The 24,808-nt window shown below is 38.0% G+C and carries 27 protein-coding genes; all 27 read right to left on the bottom strand.

What is annotated here, in order from left to right; all coding sequences use genetic code 11:
- Nucleotides 1-136 precede the first annotated feature (136 nt).
- The gene (locus ACLBXA_RS10030) at nucleotides 137-904 is read right to left on the bottom strand and encodes a tyrosine-protein phosphatase (protein WP_199664160.1); all 768 of its coding nucleotides are present in this window, start codon (nucleotides 902-904) and stop codon (nucleotides 137-139) included.
- Nucleotides 905-1,015: 111 nt separating this feature from the next.
- Nucleotides 1,016-1,717, bottom strand: coding sequence for a CpsD/CapB family tyrosine-protein kinase (locus ACLBXA_RS10025; protein WP_001207164.1), 702 nt, complete (start codon nucleotides 1,715-1,717; stop codon nucleotides 1,016-1,018).
- On the bottom strand, nucleotides 1,707-2,450 hold the full coding sequence (locus ACLBXA_RS10020) for a YveK family protein (protein WP_242298863.1): 744 nt from the start codon (nucleotides 2,448-2,450) through the stop codon (nucleotides 1,707-1,709). Before ACLBXA_RS10020 ends, ACLBXA_RS10025 begins: the two co-directional genes overlap by 11 nt.
- Before the next feature lie 262 nt (nucleotides 2,451-2,712).
- Nucleotides 2,713-3,390: a CpsD/CapB family tyrosine-protein kinase gene (locus tag ACLBXA_RS10015; RefSeq protein WP_000467944.1), complete on the bottom strand. Its 678-nt coding sequence runs from the start codon at nucleotides 3,388-3,390 to the stop codon at nucleotides 2,713-2,715.
- A 341-nt stretch (nucleotides 3,391-3,731) separates the two neighbouring features.
- Complete coding sequence (gene fabZ, locus ACLBXA_RS10010) at nucleotides 3,732-4,166, bottom strand: 3-hydroxyacyl-ACP dehydratase FabZ (RefSeq protein WP_000931959.1); 435 nt, start codon at nucleotides 4,164-4,166, stop codon at nucleotides 3,732-3,734.
- A 428-nt stretch (nucleotides 4,167-4,594) separates the two neighbouring features.
- Nucleotides 4,595-5,596 (bottom strand): rod shape-determining protein, encoded by a 1,002-nt coding sequence (gene mreB / locus ACLBXA_RS10005; RefSeq protein WP_000457978.1) that lies wholly within the window; start codon nucleotides 5,594-5,596, stop codon nucleotides 4,595-4,597.
- Between the two features lie 160 nt (nucleotides 5,597-5,756).
- On the bottom strand, nucleotides 5,757-6,029 hold the full coding sequence (spoIIID, locus tag ACLBXA_RS10000; RefSeq protein WP_000544012.1) for a sporulation transcriptional regulator SpoIIID: 273 nt from the start codon (nucleotides 6,027-6,029) through the stop codon (nucleotides 5,757-5,759).
- Nucleotides 6,030-6,337: 308 nt separating this feature from the next.
- Complete coding sequence (locus ACLBXA_RS09995; protein WP_000008903.1) at nucleotides 6,338-6,472, bottom strand: hypothetical protein; 135 nt, start codon at nucleotides 6,470-6,472, stop codon at nucleotides 6,338-6,340.
- 141 nt (nucleotides 6,473-6,613) lie between these two features.
- Entirely contained in the window at nucleotides 6,614-7,519 is a 906-nt protein-coding gene (locus ACLBXA_RS09990) for a M23 family metallopeptidase (protein ID WP_001214922.1), read from the bottom strand.
- 161 nt (nucleotides 7,520-7,680) lie between these two features.
- Nucleotides 7,681-8,385, bottom strand: a complete 705-nt coding sequence (locus tag ACLBXA_RS09985; protein ID WP_016078200.1) for an ABC transporter permease — start codon at nucleotides 8,383-8,385, stop codon at nucleotides 7,681-7,683.
- Nucleotides 8,385-9,227 (bottom strand): ATP-binding cassette domain-containing protein, encoded by an 843-nt coding sequence (locus ACLBXA_RS09980; protein WP_447617193.1) that lies wholly within the window; start codon nucleotides 9,225-9,227, stop codon nucleotides 8,385-8,387. Before ACLBXA_RS09980 ends, ACLBXA_RS09985 begins: the two co-directional genes overlap by 1 nt.
- A gap of 181 nt (nucleotides 9,228-9,408) precedes the next feature.
- Nucleotides 9,409-10,416 (bottom strand): LytTR family transcriptional regulator DNA-binding domain-containing protein, encoded by a 1,008-nt coding sequence (locus ACLBXA_RS09975; RefSeq protein ID WP_081143265.1) that lies wholly within the window; start codon nucleotides 10,414-10,416, stop codon nucleotides 9,409-9,411.
- 98 nt (nucleotides 10,417-10,514) lie between these two features.
- On the bottom strand, nucleotides 10,515-11,534 hold the full coding sequence (spoIID, locus tag ACLBXA_RS09970; RefSeq protein WP_000672656.1) for a stage II sporulation protein D: 1,020 nt from the start codon (nucleotides 11,532-11,534) through the stop codon (nucleotides 10,515-10,517).
- A gap of 210 nt (nucleotides 11,535-11,744) precedes the next feature.
- The gene (murA, locus tag ACLBXA_RS09965; RefSeq protein WP_000411275.1) at nucleotides 11,745-13,049 is read right to left on the bottom strand and encodes a UDP-N-acetylglucosamine 1-carboxyvinyltransferase; all 1,305 of its coding nucleotides are present in this window, start codon (nucleotides 13,047-13,049) and stop codon (nucleotides 11,745-11,747) included.
- Nucleotides 13,050-13,088: 39 nt separating this feature from the next.
- A complete protein-coding gene (locus ACLBXA_RS09960) occupies nucleotides 13,089-13,793 on the bottom strand; it encodes a YwmB family TATA-box binding protein (RefSeq protein WP_000767913.1) in 705 nt (234 codons plus the stop codon).
- Between the two features lie 51 nt (nucleotides 13,794-13,844).
- Nucleotides 13,845-14,081, bottom strand: coding sequence for a DUF1146 family protein (locus ACLBXA_RS09955; protein ID WP_000057889.1), 237 nt, complete (start codon nucleotides 14,079-14,081; stop codon nucleotides 13,845-13,847).
- Nucleotides 14,082-14,283: 202 nt separating this feature from the next.
- Entirely contained in the window at nucleotides 14,284-15,798 is a 1,515-nt protein-coding gene (gene nuoN / locus ACLBXA_RS09950) for an NADH-quinone oxidoreductase subunit NuoN (protein WP_016078203.1), read from the bottom strand.
- Nucleotides 15,799-15,805: 7 nt separating this feature from the next.
- Entirely contained in the window at nucleotides 15,806-17,308 is a 1,503-nt protein-coding gene (locus ACLBXA_RS09945) for an NADH-quinone oxidoreductase subunit M (protein ID WP_016078204.1), read from the bottom strand.
- Nucleotides 17,305-19,167 carry an NADH-quinone oxidoreductase subunit L gene (gene nuoL / locus ACLBXA_RS09940; protein WP_016078205.1) on the bottom strand — a complete coding sequence of 621 codons (1,863 nt, stop codon included), beginning with the start codon at nucleotides 19,165-19,167 and terminating at the stop codon, nucleotides 17,305-17,307. The genes ACLBXA_RS09945 and nuoL overlap by 4 nt, the downstream gene beginning before the upstream one ends.
- Nucleotides 19,168-19,197: 30 nt before the next feature.
- Entirely contained in the window at nucleotides 19,198-19,512 is a 315-nt protein-coding gene (gene nuoK / locus ACLBXA_RS09935; RefSeq protein ID WP_000100079.1) for an NADH-quinone oxidoreductase subunit NuoK, read from the bottom strand.
- Nucleotides 19,505-20,029, bottom strand: coding sequence for an NADH-quinone oxidoreductase subunit J (locus ACLBXA_RS09930; protein WP_001012810.1), 525 nt, complete (start codon nucleotides 20,027-20,029; stop codon nucleotides 19,505-19,507). Before ACLBXA_RS09930 ends, nuoK begins: the two co-directional genes overlap by 8 nt.
- Nucleotides 20,026-20,445, bottom strand: coding sequence for an NADH-quinone oxidoreductase subunit NuoI (nuoI, locus tag ACLBXA_RS09925; RefSeq protein ID WP_000677191.1), 420 nt, complete (start codon nucleotides 20,443-20,445; stop codon nucleotides 20,026-20,028). The genes ACLBXA_RS09930 and nuoI overlap by 4 nt, the downstream gene beginning before the upstream one ends.
- 25 nt (nucleotides 20,446-20,470) lie before the next feature.
- The gene (nuoH, locus tag ACLBXA_RS09920; RefSeq protein ID WP_000573426.1) at nucleotides 20,471-21,472 is read right to left on the bottom strand and encodes an NADH-quinone oxidoreductase subunit NuoH; all 1,002 of its coding nucleotides are present in this window, start codon (nucleotides 21,470-21,472) and stop codon (nucleotides 20,471-20,473) included.
- Nucleotides 21,472-22,572: an NADH-quinone oxidoreductase subunit NuoD gene (gene nuoD, locus ACLBXA_RS09915; RefSeq protein WP_000621463.1), complete on the bottom strand. Its 1,101-nt coding sequence runs from the start codon at nucleotides 22,570-22,572 to the stop codon at nucleotides 21,472-21,474. Before nuoD ends, nuoH begins: the two co-directional genes overlap by 1 nt.
- A 2-nt stretch (nucleotides 22,573-22,574) precedes the next feature.
- Nucleotides 22,575-23,831, bottom strand: coding sequence for an NADH-quinone oxidoreductase subunit C (locus ACLBXA_RS09910; RefSeq protein ID WP_447617192.1), 1,257 nt, complete (start codon nucleotides 23,829-23,831; stop codon nucleotides 22,575-22,577).
- Nucleotides 23,828-24,346, bottom strand: a complete 519-nt coding sequence (gene nuoB, locus ACLBXA_RS09905) for an NADH-quinone oxidoreductase subunit NuoB (RefSeq protein WP_000236331.1) — start codon at nucleotides 24,344-24,346, stop codon at nucleotides 23,828-23,830. The genes ACLBXA_RS09910 and nuoB overlap by 4 nt, the downstream gene beginning before the upstream one ends.
- Nucleotides 24,337-24,705, bottom strand: coding sequence for an NADH-quinone oxidoreductase subunit NuoA (nuoA, locus tag ACLBXA_RS09900; RefSeq protein WP_000179273.1), 369 nt, complete (start codon nucleotides 24,703-24,705; stop codon nucleotides 24,337-24,339). Before nuoA ends, nuoB begins: the two co-directional genes overlap by 10 nt.
- Between the last annotated feature and the right edge of the window lie 103 nt (nucleotides 24,706-24,808).

Genomic DNA, 24,808 nt, shown 5'->3' with positions numbered 1-24,808 from the left:
TTATGGGCATCTAACCCATCCTCACGCCATACTCCCGACGACAAGCGTCTAAGGTAGGCATGAAATAAAATTTCTACCCACAGCACGACCGAGTGCCCCCGTTGATAACGGTTAGGAGACATCACCAATTCTTTATTTAAAAAATACCGAATAATTTTTTGCGACGAAGTTGTTCTGGATCTTCTTTATAAATTGCCTTCCCGCTAATTAATAAGTACGGATTTTCTTTCAAATCACTCATAACATTCATTCCAAATTCTTTCCCAATTAGTTCATAGCTTTCCGCTAAATGAAATCCTCTTGATGTCGTGTTATGTGCATCTGAAGCGACCATATGTGTTAAATTATGTTCTACAAGCTGTAGTGAGAATTTTTTAATTTTCTTGCCAAATTTCCCAAGTAAACTACCCGCTGTCACTTGTGTTAATGCACCTTTATTTACAATGTTATATAACTTATCTGGCCGCTCGATTAACTCGGCATTACGTTCCGGATGAACGATAATTGGAATCATTCCCTTAACGCGCAGTTCATATAATAGTTGTTCAGCATAACGAGGTACATGATTAGATGGAAATTCAATGAATATATATTTATTTGTCTCATTTAAAGTAACGATTTTACCAGCTTCATAGTCTTCTAATAAATCACCATATAACCTGACCTCTTGCCCCGGTAAAATAGTAAGCGGGATATTATGTTGTTGTAGTTCATCATTTAGTTGTTTTACGTGATGAATAATTGAGGTATGTTCATTTATATATTTTCCATTTTGATGATGTGGTGTAGCAACAACTGTATGTATTCCTTCTGAAACGGCTTGTTGTGCCATTGCTAAACTATCTGTTACTGTCTGTGCACCGTCATCGATACCAGGTAAAATGTGACAATGTAAATCTATCATTTGTTTCATCTCCCTCTCTCATATAAAAATCTTTTTTCCCTTGAATATGAGAAATATCTCATATTCAAGGGAAAAAAGGAGATATGTTTCAACCATATCTCACTCTTTTAATTAGTTTGCACCGTAATAATAATATAAGCCTTCTTCACGTTCACGATCGTTTAGAACAACGCCTAACAATTTACCTTTAGCCGATTCTAACAATCCTTTTGCTTTTACTGCCGTTTCCTTTTCTGTTGATTCACTACGAACAACAAGAATAGAAGCATCGCATACATTTGCCATAATTTGCGCATCGGTTACAGCTAAAATTGGTGGCATATCAAAAATAACTAAATCATACATACTGTATGCTTGTCCAAGAAGTTCTTTCATTGATTTTGAACCTAACAATTCTGCCGGGTTTGGTGGGATTGGACCACAAGCTAAAAAGTGTAGATTGTCTACAGATGTCGTTTGTACACATTTTTCTAAACGTTCACTATGTGTTAATACGTTTGTGAGTCCAAAAATATTATCTACTTGGAACATTTGATGCATTGCTGGTTTACGCATATCTGCATCAATTAATAATACTTTTTTTCCTTGTTGAGCAAACACAACTGCCATATTCGCTGTCGTTGTCGTTTTCCCTTCACTTGGGTTCGCAGATGTTACCATTAATGAATGTAAATTCGTGTCAACAGCTGCAAATTCAATATTCGTTCGAATATTACGATATTGTTCTGAAATTGGTGATTTCGGTTGTTGATGAGCAATTAATTGACGACGTTGACGATGATTCTTTTTCTTTTTAAATAAATTAAGAGCCAATTGTTTGTCCCCTCACTTTTCTTGATGCTGGAGCGTGTGATTTCACGTTCATTGTTTCTTCATCCATACGAGCTACAATTCCTAATACTGGTAAGCCAAGTAAGTTTTCTACATCTTCTTCTTTCTTCACTGTGTTATCTAAGTATTCTAGTAAGAATGCAAGACCAACTGAAGCCATTAAACCAACAACGAAAGCAATTGCCACATTTAACATTGGACGTGGTTTAATTGGAGAGAGATTTTCTGCAACTTCTGCTTTTGATAATACTGTTACGTTATCAACACTCATAATTTTAGCAACTTCACCTTGAAACACTTCTGCAGTTGTATTAGCAATATCACGAGCTAGTTTTGGATCTTTATCTTGCGCAGTTACCGCCACTACTTGTGAGTCTTTCTCATTAGCTACTTCAATTTTATTGTTTAGCTCTTGTACTGTCATATTTAAACCTAGCTTTTCTTTCACTTGATCCAAAATAACAGGGCTTTTAATAATAACCTTGTATGTATTTGTTAATTGAATATTTGTTTGTACCTCATTGTATTGAATCGCTGCTCCTTCTTGCTTCTTCTGGTTAACAAGAATCTGCGTCGAAGATTGATAGATTGGTGTCATAAAGAAAAAGCTAATGATAGCACTTACAATAGCTGCACCAAAGGCGATTACGAGGATCATTGCTAAACGTTTTTTTAAGATATGAAATAACTCTTTTAGACTAATTGTTTCTTCCATAGGTTCCTCCAACTTTCTAAAATTTACACATAGGAAAAATTATAACATATAAATCTTACATTTTTTATTTTTAATAATTCAGTTCTATATTTGTTCACAAGAAACAAGTTTAATCTTACAAAATAATCTTAAATATGACAACACATTCCAATGATTTTCCAAAATATTTATCATATCACGTTTTTTATACTATGTAACTTGAGAAATAAATTTCAAAATGAGAAAAAAGCCAACAAGTATTCCTTATTGGCTTTTTTCTATTTTAGTAATAACCATACTGCTCTTTTTCTTCTCTTTTATCGTTTAAAACGACTCCAAGTATTTTTCCTGATGCTTTATCTAATATTTGTTTCGCTTTTACGATTTTATCTTTTTCTGTCTTTTCACTGCGTACAACGAGTACGATTCCATCACATTTATTCGCAAGTATTTGTGCATCCGTAACCGCAAGGACAGGTGGTGTGTCAATTAATATAATATCAAACATGTTATATGCTTCTAGCAACGCCTCGTCCATTGCCCGGCTCCCTAATAGTTCTGCTGGGTTTGGCGGGATTGGACCTGCTGCCATTAAGTATACGTTCTCTATATCTGTTTTTTGAATGCATTGCATAAGTTTTGCTTGTCCTGATAATAAGTTCGTTAACCCATTTGAACTATGAATGGCAAATAAGTTTTGTATCGTCGGCTTACGCAAGTCAGCTCCAATTAATAAAACTTTCTTTCCTTGTTGTCCGAAAACGACTGCTAAGTTTGCGATTGTTGTTGTTTTCCCATCACCTGGATCTGCTGAAGTAACAATGATAGAACGAACATGATTATCTACAGATGTAAACTCAATGTTTGTACGAATGTTACGGTATTGTTCTGTAATACGCGATTTAGGCTCTTTATGTGTAATTAATTGTCGTAATGGTTTTCTTTTCTTTCTCCCGAACATATTCATAATCTCCTTTTGTGAAATGCGACATTTCCCTTTTCTCTCTTTTATGCTCGATTTCATACGTCTAATTAATATTCTTGCTGAGTTCCCCACATTTCATCATAATCAATAACATTCTACTTTGTCTTATTTAAGTACCTTAACAATATGACAATGCCCTTATTTCTTTATTACCTTTATCACTTATCCTGTTTTCTAGATAAATAATAAAGTAAGTATATGGTAATTGCCATCTATTTACAAGTTATTTTCTGATTAGTTTGTAAATTATCGCTTCATCGTTATATAGCAGAAATTAAAAAATCTCCTTGTCTTTTCACAAGGAGATTTTTTAATTTCTATTCTTTTTTATCACCAATCGCAAATGTAATTTCTGCCTCACATGCAACTTCACCATCTACTGTTGCGATTGCTTTTCCTTTTCCAATCGGGCCGCGTACGCGTGTCATTTCTACTTCTAGACGAAGCTGATCACCTGGTCGTACTTGTTTTTTGAAACGGCAATTGTCGATACCTGCAAAGAAAGCAAGTCTTCCGCGGTTTTCTTCTTTCTTTAATACTGCAACTGCTCCAACTTGCGCTAATGCTTCTACAATAAGTACACCAGGCATAACTGCATAGTCAGGGAAGTGTCCGTTAAAGAATTCTTCGTTTGCGGATACATTTTTAATCCCAACCGCTCTTTTTCCTTCATCTACTTCTAATATTTTATCAACAAGTAGAAATGGATAGCGGTGAGGAATGATTTCTTTAATTTGTTCTATATTTAGCATGTAACAATCGCCCCTTTTGTAATATTGGTCTTACCACTTGGACATATTGCTATTATCCCATTTTGTTTATTATTTGTCATTACAAAGTAACATTTTATATTTAGCACAACTTCCTAAAAAAAAATGCACACACTCTATTCCATTAAAATAGTTGCACATTTTTGCAACTGACACGGAGGTAGAAAAGAGTGTATGCCCAAATTAGGGAAAGGCAATATGTATTGAAACATTATTTGCCTTAATGTCGTATTCGACTCATTATATTATAAACGTTTTCAAATAAGGAAATATTAAATTTAACCATATATATGAATATTTTACCTGTTTCCTTCATATTTCTCTATTTTCCTTCCATTTTCGCAAAAAATCAAAATAAAAAAATATAAAAACGAAAAAAGAACTAAAGCGTCAGCCTTAGTTCTTTCAAATTATCTCAAAGCACGCTTTGGTAATCTGTCGATATTCTCTAACATAATACCTGTACCAACCGCAACGCAGTGCATTGGGTTTTCAGCAATTAATACCGGTACTTTTAGTTCTTCTGCTAGAAGCATGTCAATACCGTGTAGTAAAGCTCCACCGCCTGTTAGAATAACACCGCGGTCGATGATATCTGCAGATAATTCTGGTGGTGTGCGCTCTAATACGCCTTTTGCAGCTTGTACAATAACAGCTGCATTTTCTTTTAATGCTTCTGTAATTTCTTCAGAGCATACTGTAATTGTACGTGGTAAGCCTGTTACCATGTCACGTCCGCGAATTTCAAGTTCTTCGCTACGTGCACCTGGGAATACTGTACCAACCTTAATTTTAATATCTTCTGAAGTACGTTCCCCGATTAATAGCTTATACTTACGTTTAATATAGTTTAAGATCTCCATATCAAACTTATCGCCAGCCATTTTGATAGAGGAAGAGGTAACAATATCACCCATAGATAGTACAGCGATATCTGTTGTACCTCCACCAATATCAACAACCATGTTACCGCTTGGTTGGAAGATTTCCATACCAGCACCAACTGCGGCTACTTTTGGTTCTTCTTCTAAAAATACTGTTTTACCACCTGAACGTTCAGCAGCTTCACGAATTGCTTTTTGTTCTACTGATGTAATATTTGTTGGACAACAAATTAAAATACGAGGTTTTGAAAAGAAGCTCTTTACGTCCAATTTGTTAATGAAATACTTTAACATTGCTTCTGTAATTTCGAAATCTGCTATTACACCATCTTTAAGCGGACGAATTGCTACAATATTACCAGGCGTACGTCCCACCATACTTCTCGCTTCTTCACCGACTGCTAATACTTTACCACTATTACGATCAATTGCCACAACAGATGGCTCGTTTAATACAATACCCTTACCTTTAACATGAATTAATACATTAGCCGTACCTAGGTCAATTCCGATATCTCGCGCAAACATTCCCGTTTTTTCCTCCTCGATATTCAAAATCAGGTTACACCCGAATTCTTTTCACCTAATTTCTGATTTTATCATAAATTTAACAGAAACGTAATATTCGCAAAAAGAATTCTTCTGAAAAATATTACCGAATGTGAACGGAATGTTTGCTACTGTAACATTATTGACGTACAGGCTTCTCTACATCTTCTTTTCTATACTTTTGTTTTGTTGCTTCTCCACCTCTTAAATGACGAATAGACTTATGATAATCAAGAATTTCTTTTACTTCATTTGCGAGCTCTGGATTAATCTCTGGTAGACGTTCTGTTAAATCTTTATGAACTGTACTCTTTGATACCCCAAATTCCTTTGCAATGACACGCACTGTCTTTCTTGTCTCCACGATATACTTACCAATCTTGATAGTTCTCTCTTTGATGTAATCGTGCACACCACTCGCCTCCCTAATTTGGATGTGAGAAGGGTGAAATGAGCCTCGCTGCATACGACTAAGAAGTAAGTGTGAGTGCTGTTTGTAAGCGTTAAACATTCTTGGATTTATAATGAAATGATTCACGATTTCTCACCTCAAACACTCTCTTTGCTTTGGTTTATACCATTGTATTGCCCGCACTACTGATATATGCTACATGTTCACTATTTTTGCGGACTAAGTTAAGAAAAATTACATTTTTTTGTGAGAAATACGTTAAAACTGACTATTATGGCCAAAAAAAATGACACCTTGTATAAAAGGCGTCATTCTTCTCGTTCCAATTCTTCTTCTAACAACTGATGGTGGGGAACCTCTTTCTTACCGGCAATATAATAATATAAAGTGAATAAAACAAACAATAAAATAATAGCAGTCGACAGAACAAATAAAAATGACACAGTATCCCCTCCCTTTTGTAATATATATTCGAGAATCTCGTCATTTTTCCTTGTTTTTGCAACTTTTTTCTCGAAATTGATTATTTTTATATAGAAATAAAAAAATCAGCTCTCCTAATGAGAACTGATTTTTTCACTTTCTTATTCTTGTGAAGAAGAATCGTTAGATGATTCTGTAGAACCATTTGTTGATTTTTCTTCTTTCTTCGGTTCTTCTTTTTTGTCACTAGTTGAACCGCTTGTTGATTTCTCTTCTTTTTGAGACTTGTCTTCTGTTTTATTTTCTGGTTTCGTGCTCGTTGACTTCTCTTCTTTTTGAGATTTGTCGTCAGCTTTTTTACCAGAAGCATTCGTAGCTTTTGCAGCACCTGCATCAGCTTTAATTTCTGTTACTGATTTATTTAAGTAACGTTCAGGATTCACAGCCACATTGTCTTTACGTACTTCAAAGTGAACGTGAGAGCCTGCCTCTTTATTCATTGCACTTAGACCGGATGTTCCTAATACTTCACCTTGTGCAACTCTTGCACCTTTTTCTACTTTCACACTGCCTAAGCTTTGATAAGATACCGCTACACCATTTCCACTATCAACTGTTACAACATAACCAAGAAGTGAATCTTTTTCTGCTTTCGTTACTGTACCACTTAAAGCAGCAGCAACATTGAATTCTTTTCCATTCTTCGCAGCAATGTCAATTCCTTTGTTTGGGGAATATGTGTTGTTATAAAAGACAAGTGCTTTTTCTTGTTCCGCCTCAGTTGCTGCATCTTCATAGAATTTCTTCTGTACGACTACTTCCGCATTCGCGGCAGCTGGCATTTTCACTACTTCTGAAGATTTCGTTACTGGTACTGCTGGATCTTCCGATTGTGTATACGGTGTTGCTTGATCGTGGTTTGGAGTCTTCTTCGGATTAGCTCCTTGGAACCATAGCGCAACCATTAAGATTACCGCTGCACAAGCAATGTATAGTGCCGGAAACACCCATCTTTTTTGAAATAAATGTACTACCTTTTGCGACTTTTTATTATTTCTTCCTCGCATTCCATCATCACCTCAGCAATCATTTTGAACAATATTCACGTATCCTATACAACGTATAACTAATTACTTTTCGACAAAATCTGTAAAAATATGTATAAGAACTGTAAAATTTCCGAGGAAATGATAGAAAAAAGAAAAAACTGAGCGTTTCGGCTCAGTTTTTAGTCTAATTGTTTCTTTTTATATACGATTAAACATACAACGAGCGATATAATAAGCCAAACTGCAACATTTAATATATGCCCACTAATACTACTAAATCCTGCTCCACCTACTACGCTGTTAATCGCTTTTGAAATATGGGATGTTGGAAGATATCCAATCATCGTCTTAATTAATTTATTTTCAACCATTGGCTCAAACTGTACAGCTAAATACATCGTCATTAAAATAGGCATACCAATTAATGATGTTTGTGGTACAGAAGATGCAAGTAATCCGATCATTGTTCCAAGCACGATAAACAGAATAGTTCCGCATAAGAATATCAATCCTACCAATGGAAGATTAATATTTAACTGATCTAAAATGAATAAATTTGCAATACAAATGGCCATCGTCAGACCCGATGTTAATAAACTCTTTCCAAGAAGAACTTCAACAGAAGATGCTGGGGATAACATTAACACACGCAGTGTATGTTTTTCTTTTTCTTCTGCAATTACCATAGATTGAACAAATCCTGCGACAAATAGGAAGGCCATTATAGTAGTAGTGCCTAACATTTCCTTTCCCACTCCAAATCTGCTAAACAAAAATGAAAGTATAATTGGTAAAAATGCCATTAATAATACTTGTGAATTTGTCTTAAAATCTTGGACTTCTTTCCGAAAAATAGCTGAAAATCTTCTCATTGAAAATGTCATTATAATCCCCTCCCAGTAACTTCAATAAAGATATCGCCTAAAGTTGGTTCGTGTGAATGAATGGATATTAATTCTCCTTTGTTCATCCATTCTGAAATACGTTTTGCGCCTAATTCATCTTTTTGCACTACTTCTTTTTGTTTATCTTTTAATACGACCTCTATTTGATCCTTAGCGTATTGTAAGCGTAGGTTCTCTGGCGTATCAAGCGCTACAATTTCTCCGCCACAAAGGAAGGCAATACGGTTACAAAGCGTTTCTGCTTCATCCATGTTGTGAGTCGTTAAGAAAATGGTCGTTCCTTCTTTATTTAAGTCTTTTAAGATTTTATGAATGTTTTGAACGTTTACTGGATCGAGTGCAGATGTTGGTTCGTCTAAGAAGAGGATATCTGGTTTATGAAGGATTGCTCTTGCTAGTGTGACGCGTTGCTTCATTCCCTTTGATAGTTTCTTTACTGGTGTTTTTTTATCATCTAATAAATTTACTTGTGCTAGTACTTCATCGATTCGTTCTTTTTTACAATCGTATAGGTCACAAAATAATAGTAAGTTATCATAAATGCTAAGTCTTTCATATAAGCCGCTGTTATCTGTTAAAATACCAATTTGTTTGTAATCGATGCTACTTGGTCCTGTAATATCTTTCCCTAATACTCTTACCGTTCCAACACTATGAAGCAATTGAGAAGTTAAAATTTTTACCGTTGTCGTCTTACCAGATCCACTCGGTCCGAGGAATCCGAATATCTCTCCTTGCTTCACCTCAATATTTACATTTCGAAGTGCCGTTTTTCCACTGAAATTTTTCATTACATCTTTCATTTCAATTGCCAATGTCATTTCGTCATCCCCTTTGTTTTTCTTCTTTATAGATGAAAGTCGCTTTAGCGCTTTTCGTTCGTTTGTTTCGCTTTTCTTGACTCAATCATATGAAAAACAAAGGGTTTACACAGTAAAATACCGGTAAAAGGAGTATTTTTACCGGTGAATGAATCGCATGTTGAGCTTATTGGAGCACTTTTTATAGCCCAATCACGCCTTTTAATTCATCCATGCGTCCTTTTGAAAGCGGAATTGAACTTTTTCTTTCGTCATCCAAAATTAAGCTAAAACTATTACGAGTCCAAGTAATCACTTCTCGTACTCTTTGTAAATTTACAAGGTACGAGCGATGACATCTAAAGAAACCAAAACCTGTTAACCTTGCTTCTAGTTCACCTAATGTTAAAGCGCATACGAAATCCCCTTCACGAACGTGAATATGTGTTACTCCGTTTTGCGTTTCAATGAAATGAATTTCCATCGGATCAAGTAAAATGATTTTATCGTTCACTTTCGCTGGTATTCTTTCTAATTTCATTTGCGGGATCATTTGAATGACTTTTTCTTCATCGACTTCTTCCACTTCCTCTTGCTCAATTTCTATCTTTTTCACACCATCGTTGTTTAATATGTATACATCCTCTGTTAACGAGAGGGCATCTGATAGAAATGATGACGTAATAAAGATTGCCTTTCCTTGCTCTTTCATTTTCATGATTGCTTTTCGAATAATGATCGTACTCTCTATATCTACATTTTGCTCCGGTTCTTCCAAAACAACTAAATCCGGATTATGAATCATCACTCGTCCAATATGAAGACGACGCTTCTCTGAAAACGATAGTTTTTCTATTTTAACGTTTAGTTTATCTAGGAGACCAACAGACTGCACAACTTCTTCTATGCTTATCTTTGATTCATAAAGCCCTATTAAAAACTTAAAGTATTCCTTCACCTTCAAACGATCATATGCCTCATCTTTCAAAAAACAAAAGCCGATGCGTGGATAATTTTTCTTTCCAATTGCTCCCCCTTCAAACAGTACATTGCCAGTCGACGCTTCTTCTTCGCCTATAATGATGCGGTGCAACACTTTAGCTGTATGATTATTGCATTGCAAAACAACACATTGTCCTTTCGCGACTTTTAGGTCAATTACCGGTAATTGGTTCGTTTTCCCTAACTGTTTCAACTCCAGTAGCACCATTTCATCTCCCCCAAATGCCTTTTTATCCTATTATATCAAACAGTTAATGGAAAATTATGATATTTTAAACAAAAAAATAAGTGCCAGAGTTCTGACACCTATTTCTTCACCATCAATTTTCCTTCATAATCATTCATCGTCTTTATTTCAACGCCTTTATAGTAATGAGCGACGATATCTGTATATTTCTTTCCTTCCGCTGCCATACCGTTCGCTCCGTATTGACTCATACCAACGCCGTGACCAAAGCCTTTCGTCGTAACGATGATTTTATCTCCTTGTTGTTTCCACGTAAAATCAGAAGAACGTAAATCTAACTTTTCACGAACTTCTTTTCCTGTTAATGTTTTTCCTTGAAAAGCTACATCCTTTACGCGCTTTCCTTCCGTAAGGTCTTTAATATTTCCAACCTTCCCGTCTGCTAGTACTTTCACACCGAGACGTTTTTGAAAATCAGCTACTGTAAATGTTTGCTCGCTCGTAAACTTTGGAGAGGCTTGATCCCACGGACTATCTACACTTTTCAAGTACGGATAATCATTTCCCCAATAGTCAGCTGCATTTTCTGTCCGGCCATTACTCGTTGAGAAGAAGGATGCTGAAATTGGTTTTCCATCATATGTTAAAACTTGTCCTGCTGTTTTCGAAACGGCTTCTTCGATTTTCTTCAAATTATTTTCGTAGTTATTACCCCATTGTTTCTTCAATTCTTCTTTACTTTTGTACACTTGATCTTTCACCGTATCTGTCACGTCCGCATTATTTTTCTTTCCTCCGCTTAGCATACGTTGTACTACAAATGTTCTCGCTGCTAATGCCTGTGCCTTTAGTGCCTCTATTTCAAAACTGGCATTCATCTCAGAAGCTACTACACCGGTCACATACTCCTCCATAGGCAATGATTCTACCTTCTTCTGTTTCTCACGATATACAGCAACTTGAACCGCTGTATCTACTTTTCCTGGAGCTGGTATACTTTCTATCGCTGGAGGAGTTTTAGAGGCCGTTTCTTCCCCTACTTTTGCTTTCGCAAATGGGATAACAAGGGCTGCAGGTACAATGATAACGAGCGCTATTAAGAGCGCTACTGTAATAAAAAGTGGCTTTGAAAATTTCATCCTATTTTCCCCCAATATAAAAGCTTTACTCCATTCATTCTTATGGAACAACTCTTTCTTTTAGAACATACTTAAGGAGGAAGAGCATAAAACGGAAATTTTCTAAATATTTTTACTGGTACGTGCATAAGTATAGAATTTATTGACTATAACAGTAATAACCCAAAAAAAAAATAGCCCCTATGTCAAAAGACATAGAGACTATTTCAATTAAGCGTGAAGATCAGAAACTTCTTGTTCTTTCACTTCTTCTACTTTTTCGTTTACACGTTCAATAGTTGCACCTAATGCAGCTAATTTCTTATGGAAATCTACATAACCACGGTCAAGATGTTTTAACTCAGTTACACGAGTATAACCTTCTGATACTAAACCAGCTAAGATTAATGCAGCTGCAGCACGTAAATCAGTTGCGCCTACTTCAGCACCTTGTAAGCTGTTTGGACCGTTCATAATAACAGAACGACCTTCAATTTTAATATCAGCATTCATACGACGGAATTCTTCAACGTGCATAAAGCGGTTTTCGAATACCGTTTCTGTAATCATGCTTGTTCCATCAGCTTGTAGTAATAATGCCATCATTTGTGATTGCATGTCTGTTGGGAAACCTGGGTGAGGCATAGTTTTAATATCAACCGCTTTTAACTTATCTGGGCCGATAACACGTACACCTTCGTTTTCCTCAATAATTTTAACACCCATTTCTTCCATTTTCGCTGTAATTGAGCGTAAATGTTCAGGTACAGCATTTTCAATTAAGATGTCTCCACCAGTAATTGCTGCTGCAACCATGAATGTTCCCGCTTCAATACGGTCAGGAATAATAGAGTGGTTTGCACCATATAATTTATCAACGCCTTCGATACGAATCGTTCCAGTTCCAGCTCCGCGTACTTTCGCTCCCATTGCATTTAAGAAGTTAGCTAAGTCAACGATTTCTGGTTCTTTCGCTGCGTTTTCAAGAATTGTTGTCCCTTTTGCTAATGTAGCTGCAGACATAATGTTTTCTGTCGCGCCTACGCTTGGGAAGTCTAAGTAGATTTTAGCTCCTTTTAGTTCTCCCTCAACATATGCCTCAACAAAACCGTTACCAACCTGTACTTTTGCTCCCATTGCTTCGAAGCCTTTTAAATGTTGGTCAATTGGACGTGAACCGATTGCACATCCACCAGGAAGTGCAATACGAGCACGACCATTACGTGCTAATAATGGTCCCATTACTTGAACAGATGCACGCATTTTACGTACATATTCAAATGGTGCTTCAATGTTTAGTTCTTTAGAAGAATCGATTGTTACTTGATTATTTTCAAATACGACTTCAGCATTTAAATGACGTAATACCTCATTAATTGTGTATACATCAGACAAAACTGGTACTTCAGATAGTACATTCTTTCCATCACTCGCTAATAGGGCTGCAGCGATTATAGGTAATACAGCATTTTTTGCGCCCTCAACACGCACTGTGCCGTTTAACCGCTTTCCGCCACGGACGATGATCTTTTCCAAATTATTCCCCTCCGTGTCCTTTTTTCAGTATCTATTCACTCAATACTCAGAAGTTATGATCGGTGTGCCAACCACAATTGTATCTTTGTTGTCTGTAGAACGTATTGCTATTTGCACATTTATTTTCTCTCTATTTGTTGAAAGAGCGTCATCCCACTTTTTATTGTATGCGGAGACTGACACAAATGCTCTTTCTTCTACTTGTTCGATCGCTCTTGCTGAAAGATCTTTCAAAACCTGATTGGTTTTATTTTGCAAAACACCTTCAATCTTATCATTCAGTACACCTTGAACACAAGTGTAAATTATAGGTTTTTCACTAAAAATTTTATTCACTTTTTGAACATACTTCGGGTCCCATTTCGCCCCACTTACTTCAAAGATAATGAAAGTGTTTTCTTTAGTATTTTCTTTACTCCAAGTTACTACTACTCGTTCTTCATGAGAAGCAAACTTTTTATAGGATGTAGCTTTATATCCATCTGGAGATTGCTCTACTTCCCACTTTTGAATATTTGCCTTGTCCTTCACATCGTTTAACAACTTTTGAAACGTATGTATATTAGAAATTGTTTTTGTTTCTCTAGCTAACCATGACCATTTTTCTACTTTAGCATCATTTTTCTCTAAAGCCTTAATCATGCTCTCCATTTTCTGTTCATCGCTTATCGGTTTCATCTCTCTATATCCAACCAAAAATAAAACAACACTAAGTGCAACAATAAGAATGGCTTTAAGCTTCAATTTCATCCCCTCCTATCCCCATTGTTAACGGAGATTTGAGGTTCTATACACTTACTTTACTAAATACGTTAAACTCTTCGAATAGCCTAAATAATCAAGGAAAAAGTTACTTACAGATGTCCCAATTGCAATTGTAATTAAGATGAGTAATACTCGCGTCTGCAGCACTTTTCCGGACTTCATTAAACGCTCAATGTGAATGCCTTGCAAAGCCCACCACGTAATGGTAATAAACAATAAATGCGAAACAATGGCAATCAGTGCTTGTTGCCCTAAAAGTTGTGCCAAAAAATCGACCCCTTTTTACTCAGCTACTACTTATGAAAGAATATAAAAACGATACCATAATAAGTAGGAGCCACACTTTTTCAAATGCAAATAGACATCTTACATTTTACATCGTGATTTTCTTTCAAAAAACGTATATCTACATTACAAGTTAACACAAAATAAAAAGCGCAGAGTACTGACTCCACACCTTTTATTTTCACTATTGTACCACGTTCCCTAAGAAGAAGAAATCTTTCATTAATGGAAAATATTCATAAAAGAAATTGTACCCAATCATCGGCATAATCCCTAGTATTACAATCGAAATTGCACAAAGACTCATAACAACCTTTATATTTAACGGTAACCGTATCCTCTCTTCTGTCTCTCTGGTGCGGAAAAACATTTGTTGTAAAATACGGAAATAATATACGAATGAAACAACTGTCGTACCCATCATAATCGAAGCTAGTACGTAATGTGCTGGCTCTACATGAAGCGCGCCTAAAAAGATGTTAATCTTTCCAATGAAGCCAGCCGTCCCTGGTATCCCGGCCAGCGATAAAATAAAGATTGTCATCATGATCGCTGCAAATGGTGATTTCTTATATAATCCGGTGAAAATCGTTATGTTTTCCTTATCGTTTTGTAAGATTAAGCCGTGGATAATGGCAAACGCGCCTATATTCATAAGCATGTATGCCAGCATATAAAACCACATGCTATCCAGCGTAAATGGTGATAATGCCACAAGTGGAACGAGTAAATACCCAGCATGCGCAATACCTGAATAAGCAAATAAACGTTTTATGTTGTATTGTTTTAACGCGACTACATTCCCAACAATCATCGTTATACTTGCTAGCACCGCAATATATATACTCATATGCCCATATAAAGATTGCATATCTCCTTGTATTAATACACTTGCAAAAACCATAAGGAACAAACGAATAATGAGTAGGAACCCAGCAATTTTAGAAATCGTTCCAAGAAAAGCGGTAACAGGTGTAGTCGCTCCTTCATACACATCAGGTGCCCACATATGAAACGGCACTGTGGCAATTTTAAATGAGAGACCAACTAGCAATAAAAGAAATGCAAGAGCTAACAATAACTGAATACCACTAGCGAGCTCCCCAGTGAGTACCTTTTGCATATCTACAATGTTAGTTGAACCTGTAATACCGTATAAATAACTCATTCCGAAGAGCGTGATCGCCGTTCCAATTCCTCCGCTAATGACATATTTCATTGCCGCTTCATTTGATGCACGGTTCTTTTTTCGTATTCCGACTAAAATATAAGAAGAAAGTGAAAGTAACTCTAAACCAACGAAAAGGGTGATAAAGTCAACACTAGAAGCCATGAACATCGCGCCAAGAAGTGCCATTAAAAATAAGTAATAATATTCGCCCTTATCTTCAATTGGATTCTTCTTATCATCGCTCATTGCGATGCATAAAATGAGAGCTGAGGCGCCTAATAACAACGTTTTAAACCCTTTTGAAAATCCATCTAACACAAACGATCCATTTAAAATATCTCCAGCTGGTTCGCTATATAGCGTAATTAATGAAACAATTGCTAATACGATGGCAGCGATCGCACCAAGAGCTACATATCTATGGTTCAGCTTAAAAAACAAATCACATATGGAAAGAAGGATGGCGGCCCCGAGAATAATAAATTCTGGCACCATTAGATGCCACGATAAGCTAAGTAACGTATTCATATCCATCCTACTTCACCCCCAATGTTTTCAATGTATTTTGAAGCGGATCCCCTAGTATCTCTGGCATAACTCCAATTGCAATAATACAAAAGATAAGTAGTAAAACAGGGACGTACTCCCATCCGTGTATATCAGATTTTGCTTCCCATTCTTTCTTTCCAAATGTCACTTGAAGTGTCGCTCTTAATACGTATACAGCGGTTAAAATGATGCCAATCACACCGACTGCAGCAATGACGGGCTCTCCTTGAAATAAACCGAGAAAGGCAAGAAATTCACTAACAAACCCAGACATCCCTGGTAATCCAAGTGATGCCATTCCTCCTGCTAAAAAGAATCCGCTAAGTATCGGTACACTTTTCGCAAGTCCGCCTAGCACCGTAATATCCGAAGTTCCAAATCGTTGTTCTATAACACCTAGTAAGAAGAAGAGCAAGGCTGCAATTAAACCATGTGATACAACTTGGAATAGCGCTCCTTGTGTACCAGGTGCATTAAGTGACGCAAGTCCCATTAATACAATTCCCATATGCGAAATACTAGAGTAAGCGAGTACTTTCCTAAAGTCCGTTTGGATGAGCGCTAAAAAGGCACCGTATAATAAATTAATTACGCCTAATATCGCAATTAGCGTTGCAACATCGTGAAAATATTCCGGGAATAACCCTTTCCCGAAGCGAATAATACCGTACGCTCCAATCTTTAACAAAACACCCGCATGAAGCATAACTACAGCTGGATGCGCTTCTATGTGTACATTGACCATCCAGCGGTGCAACGGAAAAACAGGTAGTTTAATTGCAAAGGCAATCATTATGGCAATAAATACACCAAGCTGCAAGCTACTTGGGATGACGAGTTCTCCCCCTGCGCTTACGCTTCTTAATATCTCTTTCAGCTCCACAATATTTGTTGTACCTGTTTTCGCGAACAAAATTGAGAAAACAATGAGCAAAATAGCTGAGCCAATGCCGTTATATATTAAATAACTATAAGCAGCCTTTTCACTCGACAATTTTCCCCACTTCCCAATTAATAAAAACATTGGTGGCAACGTAATTTCAAAGAAGATAAAAAACAACATTAAATTTTGAGCAGCAAAGACGCCGAGCATCCCTATTTCTAGCATGAGTAACAGCATATAAAATGCTTTTAAATTGCTTTTAATAGAAAAGGCTGCAATTGCTGCAAGCATCGCTAGAAGAGCCGTCAGTACCATCATGATAAGCGACAAACCATCAATACCGAGCTCGTAATAAATAGAAAACCACCTTTTATCCACCGCTGTAAAATCTCCGAACTTAATCCATTTCACCTTTTCATCAAATAGTGACAAGCTCTTTCCAGAAGCATATGTACAAGCGAGGACGATGGCGATTCCAAATGGAAGTGCCGTCCCAAATAAGCCAAGCGCCCGCACTGTACGCAATTCCTTTTTCGGTGTTAATACAAGCAATAAAATTCCTAAAAGCGGGGAAAAAATGAAGAACGTTAACAACAAATCATTCATCGTAAATCCCCTCCCGTATAGAGCAAAATAATGACGAGTACAGCGAGCGAAACAGCCGTTACAGTACCGTACACTTGTACATTCCCGTTTTGAAGCTTCGATCCAAGATTACTTGTTCCTTTAACTACACTTCCAATTAAAACTGCAATTCCTTCGACTACATACACTTCAAATAAGCGAAGCACACGAGCGATTCCTTTCGTAATAGGGATCACCGTCATGTTGTATAGTTCATCCACATAATATTTTTCTTTCAAAAGATTATAAAGCGAGGTTCCCGTACCCCCAGCCCACTCTCTAGAAATTGATTTCTTGCCATATATGAAATATGCAAGAGCGATTCCCGCAAATGAAACGAGCGTCGCAACAATCATAATCCAAACTGGTCCATGCGCTTCTTCAACCTTAAACCCTACATCTTTCGTCAACCAATCTCCGAGAAACGTCCCAAACCATGGTGTATTTATATATCCTGCCACTACTGCGAGAACGCCGAGAACAATCATTGGATACGTCATAACGCGGGGCGACTCATGCACATCTTCCTTCGTCTTCGCTTCCCCAGTAAAGACAAGGAAGTATAGACGAAACATGTAAAATGCCGTTAAGAATGCCGCAATTACTGCTAATACGAATAAAAAGTAATTACCATTCATCCAAGTCGCAGCCAAAATTTCATCTTTACTAAAGAACCCAGAAAGGAGTGGAACCCCACTAATTGCAAGTGTACCTATCAAAAATAGCGTACCAGTTACTTTCATCTTCTTCTGTAAACCGCCCATTTTGTTAATGTTTTGCGTATGCACGGCATGAATTACACTTCCTGCTGCCAAAAATAGTAGTGCTTTAAAAAAAGCATGTGTCGTCAAATGGAATATACCAGCTACATAACCAGCAGAACCTAACGCGAGCATCATATACCCGAGCTGGCTAACTGTAGAATAAGCAAGTACTCTCTTTATATCTGTTTGTACAAGGCCGATAGAGGCCGCAAAGATTGCAGTGAAAGCTCCGACAATTGCCACTGTCTGCATCGCTACCGCACTTGCCGAAAATAATGGAAACATCGTCGCTACTAAATATACGCCCGCTGCAACCATCGTCGCCGCGTGAATAAGTGCCGACACGGGCGTTGGCCCCTCCATTGCATCTGGCAACCACGTGTGAAGCGGGAACTGACCTGATTTCCCCATCGCCCCGATAAAAATTAATATCGCCGTTATTGTAATCATGTAAGGAGGTAGATCCCCTGTATAAATCGCCCTAAATATTGCGTCATATTCAAAACTACCTGCGTACCAAAAAATTAAAATCATCCCGATAAATAAACCAACATCCCCAATACGGGTCATAATAAAAGCCTTTTTTGCAGCAGCCTTCGCTTCTTCTTTAAAGAAATAAAAACCGATAAGTAAAAATGAGCCAAGGCCAACTAATTCCCAAAATATATAAAGCTGTAATAAATTCGTTGATATAACAAGCCCTAACATCGCAAATGTAAAGAGTCCTAAATATGCGTAAAAGGTTGGTAATCGTTCATCACCTTTCATATAACCTTTCGAATACACATGTACAAGCAGACTCACAAGCGTAACGATAAACAACATTAAAGCTCCTAATGCAGTCACTTCAAAGCCAAATGATATATCCACATCTCCAGCTCTAAGCCACACCCACTTATGCTTCACGCTTGCTTCTGAAAATCTTTCTATTAACACAAGTACCGCAAGTATAAAGGAGAGAAAGACGAAAAAAATACTAAGTACACTGCTTCCTTCTCTAATTTTCTTCCCGAATATAATAAGTAACAAAAACGAAACGAGTGGGAAAAGCGGTATGAGCCATGCATAATCGATCATTGTTTCCTTCCCCCTTTTTCGGTCACAATGCTATCCTTTGAGCGTATCCATTTCATCCACCTGAACTGTCGTACGATTACGATATAAAGCAATTAAAATAGCGAGTCCTACCGCCGCTTCCGCTGCCGCTACAGCCATCGTAAACAGTGAGAAAATTTGACCTGTTAAATTCGGAAATAAGCCTAATTTACTAAACGCCACTAAGTTTAAATTGGCAGCATTTAGCATTAATTCGATACAAACTAATACGATTACTGTATTCCGCTTTGTTAAAGCTCCAAATAGGCCGATGCAAAACAAAATAATCGCAAGTGTTAAATATGCAGAAGCCGGAACGCTACTCATTGGAATCCTCCTCTTTCTCGTCCTTTTTCGCAAGTATAATCGCGCCAACGAGTGCTACAAGTAAAATAACTGAAGTTAGTTCAAATGGGATAATATATTTTGAATAGAGAAGCGTACCGATTTGAAGTGTGTTGTTTTCATGGAGAGGTAAACTTCCTTGTGTGCTCTCATTTGCAAAATCAATATTATTAACAGCGAAATACATAACCGCTCCAAATGCTACAACCGCAAAGAAGATAATCCATTTTCGAAGAGTAAGACGCGATTCATTTTCCGCGTTATGTTTCGTTAACATAATGCCGAAAATCATAATAATTGTGATTGCACCAGAGTAAAGTAAAATTTGTGCAACGCCTATAAATTCGGCTGATAAAAGAAAATACAAACCTGCAATGCTGAGAAATGTTAGAACGAGAGCTAGCATCATGTGCATAACTTTCGTTAAGTTCAACATAAGAACACCGCCGATAATTGCAGACAAGGATAGTATAAAGAATGCTACAAACTCGCCATTCATGCCTTATTCTCCTTCCTGACGTTTTCGTCGTTTTCGTCAAGCCACTGCAAATTTTTAAATAAGTCATCACGTGAATATTCCGCGAGCTCAAAGTTATTTGTCATGACAATCGCCTCTGTCGGACAAACTTCTGTACATAAATCACAAAGAATACAAATTTCAAAATTAATATCATACGTGTCGATAATTTTTCCTTTTTTCGTAGGATCCGGATGTTTCTTTCCTGTTAACTGAATACAGTCTGTCGGACAAATGTTAGAGCATTGATTACAAACAATACATTTCTCCGGATAGAATTTTTGAATCCCCCGAAAACGGTCTGGCAACGGCAACGGTTGATTTGGATAATCATACGTTACCTTCTTCTTGCTCAAATTACTTAGTGTATATTTTAATCCTTTAAATAGTCCCTTCATCTCTTACTGGCACCCCCCTCATAGATTAGAAGAATAACTCCTTAATCAATGCCGTTAAGAAAATATTTGCAAGTGCAATCGGCAATAATACTTTCCATCCAAACTCCATTAACTGGTCACCTCTTATACGCGGGAACGTAACGCGGAACCAAATTAATAGAAAGACTACACTGCTAAATTTCAAAGCAAACCATACGGCACCTGGGATAAATCCAAGAAACATGACTGGATTCCATCCGCCTAAAAAGAGCACTGTAATTAACGATGCCATCCCGAAGAAATATACGTACTCTGAAAGCATGAAAAACGCCCAGCGAAAACCTGAGTATTCCGTATGATATCCAGAAACAAGTTCTGACTCCGCTTCTGGCAAATCGAATGGCGTCCGATTTAACTCTGCAACTGCTGCAATTAAGAAAACGACGAAGCCAATTGGCTGCACGAAAATGTACCAAACCTTCTCCTGCGCCGCTACAATCTCATTTAAATTCAGGCTACCAGCCAACAACACGATACCAATTACACTCATTACGAGCGGAATCTCATAAGAAATCATTTGCGCCGCCGCACGCATCCCTCCTAAAAGGGAATATTTATTATTCGATGCCCATCCCCCAGTTACAACACCTATCGTCGTAATACCGGAAACAGCGATATAATAAAGTAGCCCGACTCCAATATCGGCAAATTGAAATTTATCAGTGAACGGTATAACTGCCAGCACCATAAATGCTGGCGCAAATGCAATGACAGGTGCTAATATAAACAGTGGTTTATCTGCTGCTTTCGGAATACTATCTTCTTTCAATAATAGTTTTAGAACATCAGCTACCGTTTGCAGTAAACCGAATCGGCCTCCAACCTGGTTTGGTCCAATCCGCCCTTGCATAAATCCCATCACTTTCCGTTCTGCCAAAATTCCATATGTAACGAAGCCAAGGACTGCAAATAGTAGAAGCACCGCTAATCCGAAAAAAATGAAGAAATTCGTCCAGCTTGAAGGTGATTGTAAGAGCGTCTCAATCATTAGCCATCAACCTCCCCAAGTACAATATCAACTCCACCTAAAATCGTAATTAAATTAGCGATGTTTTCACCTTTCAATAACTTCGGTAAGATTTGCAAGTTATAAAAAGATGGCCTACGAAACTTCAAACGGTACGGCTCTTTCTTTCCGTCACTAGCGATGTAACAACCAATCTCTCCGCGCGGCGATTCAATACGTACAAACGCTTCTCCCTTAGGTGCCTTAATAATTTTCGGTACTTTTGCCAGCACTGCTCCATCTTTTGGGAACTGCTGAACTGCTTGCTCAACAATCTTTAAAGACTCCTCGATTTCTTGCATTCGGCAAACGTAGCGATCCCAAGCATCTCCCACGCTTCCAACAGGAATATCAAAATCAAAACGATCATAAATCGAATACGGCTCGTCTTTGCGAAGATCCCAGTTTACTCCAGTGCACCGCAAATTTGCTCCGCTTAAAGAATACGAGATCGCTTCTTCCGCGCTATATATACCAACGCCTTTCACACGATTTAAGAAAATCTCATTACCGCTAACAAGATCATGATAACCTGCCAATTGCTCTCTCATATACGGAACAAACTCTTCCACCTTTTCAATCCAACCATCTGGCGCATCCCACTTCACACCGCCAACTCTCATATAGTTAAAAGTAAGCCGTGCCCCGCATAATTCATTTAATAAATTTATAATCATCTCTCGTTCACGAAACGCGTACAAAAACGGGCTGACCGCTCCTATATCAAGAAGATTCGTCCCCCACCAAACGAGATGGCTTGCAATTCTCCCTAGCTCCATCGCAAGTACTCGCAAGTATTCGGCACGCTCCGGAATTTCAAGCCCCATCATCGTCTCTACAGCATGGCAAATGACGTAATTATTCGTCATGGCTGATAAATAGTCCATTCGATCTGTATAAGGGATAATTTGCGTATACTGTAAGCTCTCAGCGATTTTTTCTGTCCCGCGATGCAAATACCCAATAACCGGTGTAGCTTCTCTAATAATTTCCCCGTCAATCTTAATTACGAGCCTGAACACACCATGTGTACTCGGATGCTGAGGTCCTACATTCAAAAGCATCTCTTCCGTACGGATCATAGCTACACCTCCACATCATACGGTTCATAGTCTTTTCTAAGCGGATGTCCTACCCAATCATCTGGCATTAAAATACGCGTTAAATTCGGATGCCCTTTAAATACAATGCCGAGCAAATCGTATGCTTCTCGCTCCGGCCAGTCAGCCCCTTTCCAAAGCGCTGTCACAGATTCAACTTGCGGTTCTTCCCGGTCTAGCTTTACCTTCACCGCTACCGATTGTTTCTTACCATATGAAAACAAATGAACATATACTTCCATATGTGTCACAAAATCCGTCGCATGTAGCTCTGACATATAATCAAAAGCAAGTCCTTCATGGAATCGCAGTGACTCCATCACTTCATAATATTTTTCGGGATCCACCACAAGAGTCGGCACATCCTTTGACAGTTTATTAATGTAGGAATCTACTAATGCACCCTCTCCTACCTTCTCCCTAATAGCCTCAACATACTGATTTAAATACGGCTGATTTACGGACGTTTCTTCCCGCTTCGGCTCATCCTCTTTCTTACCTTCAGCTCCCTTTGTCTTCGCTCTTGCAGCCGCTGCTGCTTTCGCTTTTGCTGCTGCAATTGCCTTTGCCTTTTCATCTCCCGAATCCCCATCACCTTGCGAAGCTTTCTGCTTCGCTAATGCTGCCGCTTTTGCCTCGGCTGCTGCCACCGCCTTTGCCTTCGCTTTTTCTTCTTCCGTTACTTCTTCTGTTCCTTCTCTTTTCTGCTTCGCTAACGCCGCCGCTTTTGCTTTTGCTGCTGCTGCCGCCTTCGCCTTGGCTTTCGCTTTTTCTTCTTCCATTACTTCTTCTGTTCCTTCTCTTTTTTGCTTCGCTAACGCCGCCGCTTTTGCTTTTGCTGCTGCTGCCTTCGCCTTGGCTTTCGCTTTTTCTTCTTCCGTTACCTCTTCTGTTCCTTCTCTTTTCTGCTTCGCTAACGCCGCCGCTTTTGCTTTTGCAGCCGCTGCTGCCTTCGCCTTCGCTTTCGCTTTTTCTTCTTCCGTTACTTCTTCTGTTCCTTCTCTTTTCTGCTTCGCTAACACCGCCGCTTTTGCTTTTGCAGCCGCTGCTGCACGTCGTTTTGCTTCTTCTATAGTAATATCATTATTTTTTGGTAGCGCTTTCTCTTTTTCTTGATTTTCTGCCTCAAGCTCACTTATTTCCGCCTCTTGTTTCGCTACAAGGCGTTTTCTCGCTTCTTCTTTTGCACGCCTAGCTGCTTCTTTTTTCAGATCCTCTAAGTCTTTGTTTGGATTACTCATTTATTCGTCACCTGCTTCCCGGTCTTTGCTTCGTAACGAATTTTTTCTTTTAATTTATTAATTCCATAAATTAATGCAGCCGGATTTGGGGGACAACCAGGAATATACACATCAACTGGTACGATTTGGTCTACACCTTTCACAACAGCATATGAATTTACATACGGACCACCTGCTGTCGCACAAGATCCCATCGCAATAACCCATTTCGGTTCGGGCATTTGATCATATAAGCGCCGAACAATAGGAGCCATCTTCTTCGTTACTGTTCCCGATACAATCATGACGTCCGATTGTCTTGGTGAAGTCCGAAAAAATGACCCAAATCGATCTAAATCGTAATGTGATGAGCCTACTCCCATCATTTCAATTGCACAGCACGCCAGTCCGAATGTCATTGGCCATAAAGAATTGCTCCTCGCCCATCCTTTCAACTGCTCCAATGTAGAAAAAAAGATATTTCGTTCTAATTCTGCTCGCTCATTTGGATGTAATTCCTCAAAATTTATAACCATTGTAACACCTTCTTTTTCCAAGCATACGCTAATCCAACTAGCAACATTACAACAAAGATGAGCATTTCAATTAATGCAAATAAACCTAGCTTGTCATACGCAACAGCCCAAGGATATAAAAATAAAGTTTCTACATCAAAGATCACAAACAATAAAGCGAAAATATAATAACGAGCATGAAACCGAATATTTGCATCATGAAACGGCTCAATTCCACTCTCATACGTCGTCGCCTTTGCTGCACTTGGCTTATTTGGGCGCAGCATCCTTCCTAATGTAAGAGCCACTACCGGCAGCAATATACCTAATAGCAAGAAAATCAAAACGATCATATAACTATTTTCATATACACTTGCCATTGTGAAACCCTCCCCCCTAAATTAAGAACAAGTTCACATAGTAAACAATATGTCCTAGTTGCAGTAATTATTATTTTTAAATTTTTCTAAATAATGCAACTAT

The organism is Bacillus sp. D48C, from assembly GCF_053345735.1.
The sequence above is the reverse complement of the archived record's forward strand: the minus strand, read 5'-3'. Positions and strand labels throughout refer to the sequence as shown.

Excerpts from the sequence above, each read along its gene's own strand:
- ACLBXA_RS10030 (WP_199664160.1), bottom strand. The coding sequence starts at position 904 with ATGATAGATTTACATTGTCACATTTTACCTGGTATCGATGACGGTGCA.
- ACLBXA_RS10020 (WP_242298863.1), bottom strand. The coding sequence starts at position 2,450 with ATGGAAGAAACAATTAGTCTAAAAGAGTTATTTCATATCTTAAAAAAA.
- ACLBXA_RS10015 (WP_000467944.1), bottom strand. The coding sequence starts at position 3,390 with ATGTTCGGGAGAAAGAAAAGAAAACCATTACGACAATTAATTACACAT.
- fabZ (WP_000931959.1), bottom strand. The coding sequence starts at position 4,166 with ATGCTAAATATAGAACAAATTAAAGAAATCATTCCTCACCGCTATCCA.
- mreB (WP_000457978.1), bottom strand. The coding sequence starts at position 5,596 with ATGTTTGCGCGAGATATCGGAATTGACCTAGGTACGGCTAATGTATTA.
- ACLBXA_RS09990 (WP_001214922.1), bottom strand. The coding sequence starts at position 7,519 with ATGCGAGGAAGAAATAATAAAAAGTCGCAAAAGGTAGTACATTTATTT.
- ACLBXA_RS09985 (WP_016078200.1), bottom strand. The coding sequence starts at position 8,385 with ATGACATTTTCAATGAGAAGATTTTCAGCTATTTTTCGGAAAGAAGTC.
- ACLBXA_RS09980 (WP_447617193.1), bottom strand. The coding sequence starts at position 9,227 with ATGACATTGGCAATTGAAATGAAAGATGTAATGAAAAATTTCAGTGGA.
- ACLBXA_RS09975 (WP_081143265.1), bottom strand. The coding sequence starts at position 10,416 with ATGGTGCTACTGGAGTTGAAACAGTTAGGGAAAACGAACCAATTACCG.
- spoIID (WP_000672656.1), bottom strand. The coding sequence starts at position 11,534 with ATGAAATTTTCAAAGCCACTTTTTATTACAGTAGCGCTCTTAATAGCG.
- nuoN (WP_016078203.1), bottom strand. The coding sequence starts at position 15,798 with ATGAATACGTTACTTAGCTTATCGTGGCATCTAATGGTGCCAGAATTT.
- ACLBXA_RS09945 (WP_016078204.1), bottom strand. The coding sequence starts at position 17,308 with ATGAATGATTTGTTGTTAACGTTCTTCATTTTTTCCCCGCTTTTAGGA.
- nuoL (WP_016078205.1), bottom strand. The coding sequence starts at position 19,167 with ATGATCGATTATGCATGGCTCATACCGCTTTTCCCACTCGTTTCGTTT.
- nuoK (WP_000100079.1), bottom strand. The coding sequence starts at position 19,512 with ATGAGTAGCGTTCCGGCTTCTGCATATTTAACACTTGCGATTATTTTG.
- ACLBXA_RS09930 (WP_001012810.1), bottom strand. The coding sequence starts at position 20,029 with ATGAATGGCGAGTTTGTAGCATTCTTTATACTATCCTTGTCTGCAATT.
- nuoI (WP_000677191.1), bottom strand. The coding sequence starts at position 20,445 with ATGAAGGGACTATTTAAAGGATTAAAATATACACTAAGTAATTTGAGC.
- nuoH (WP_000573426.1), bottom strand. The coding sequence starts at position 21,472 with ATGATTGAGACGCTCTTACAATCACCTTCAAGCTGGACGAATTTCTTC.
- nuoD (WP_000621463.1), bottom strand. The coding sequence starts at position 22,572 with ATGATCCGTACGGAAGAGATGCTTTTGAATGTAGGACCTCAGCATCCG.
- ACLBXA_RS09910 (WP_447617192.1), bottom strand. The coding sequence starts at position 23,831 with ATGAGTAATCCAAACAAAGACTTAGAGGATCTGAAAAAAGAAGCAGCT.
- nuoB (WP_000236331.1), bottom strand. The coding sequence starts at position 24,346 with ATGGTTATAAATTTTGAGGAATTACATCCAAATGAGCGAGCAGAATTA.
- nuoA (WP_000179273.1), bottom strand. The coding sequence starts at position 24,705 with ATGGCAAGTGTATATGAAAATAGTTATATGATCGTTTTGATTTTCTTG.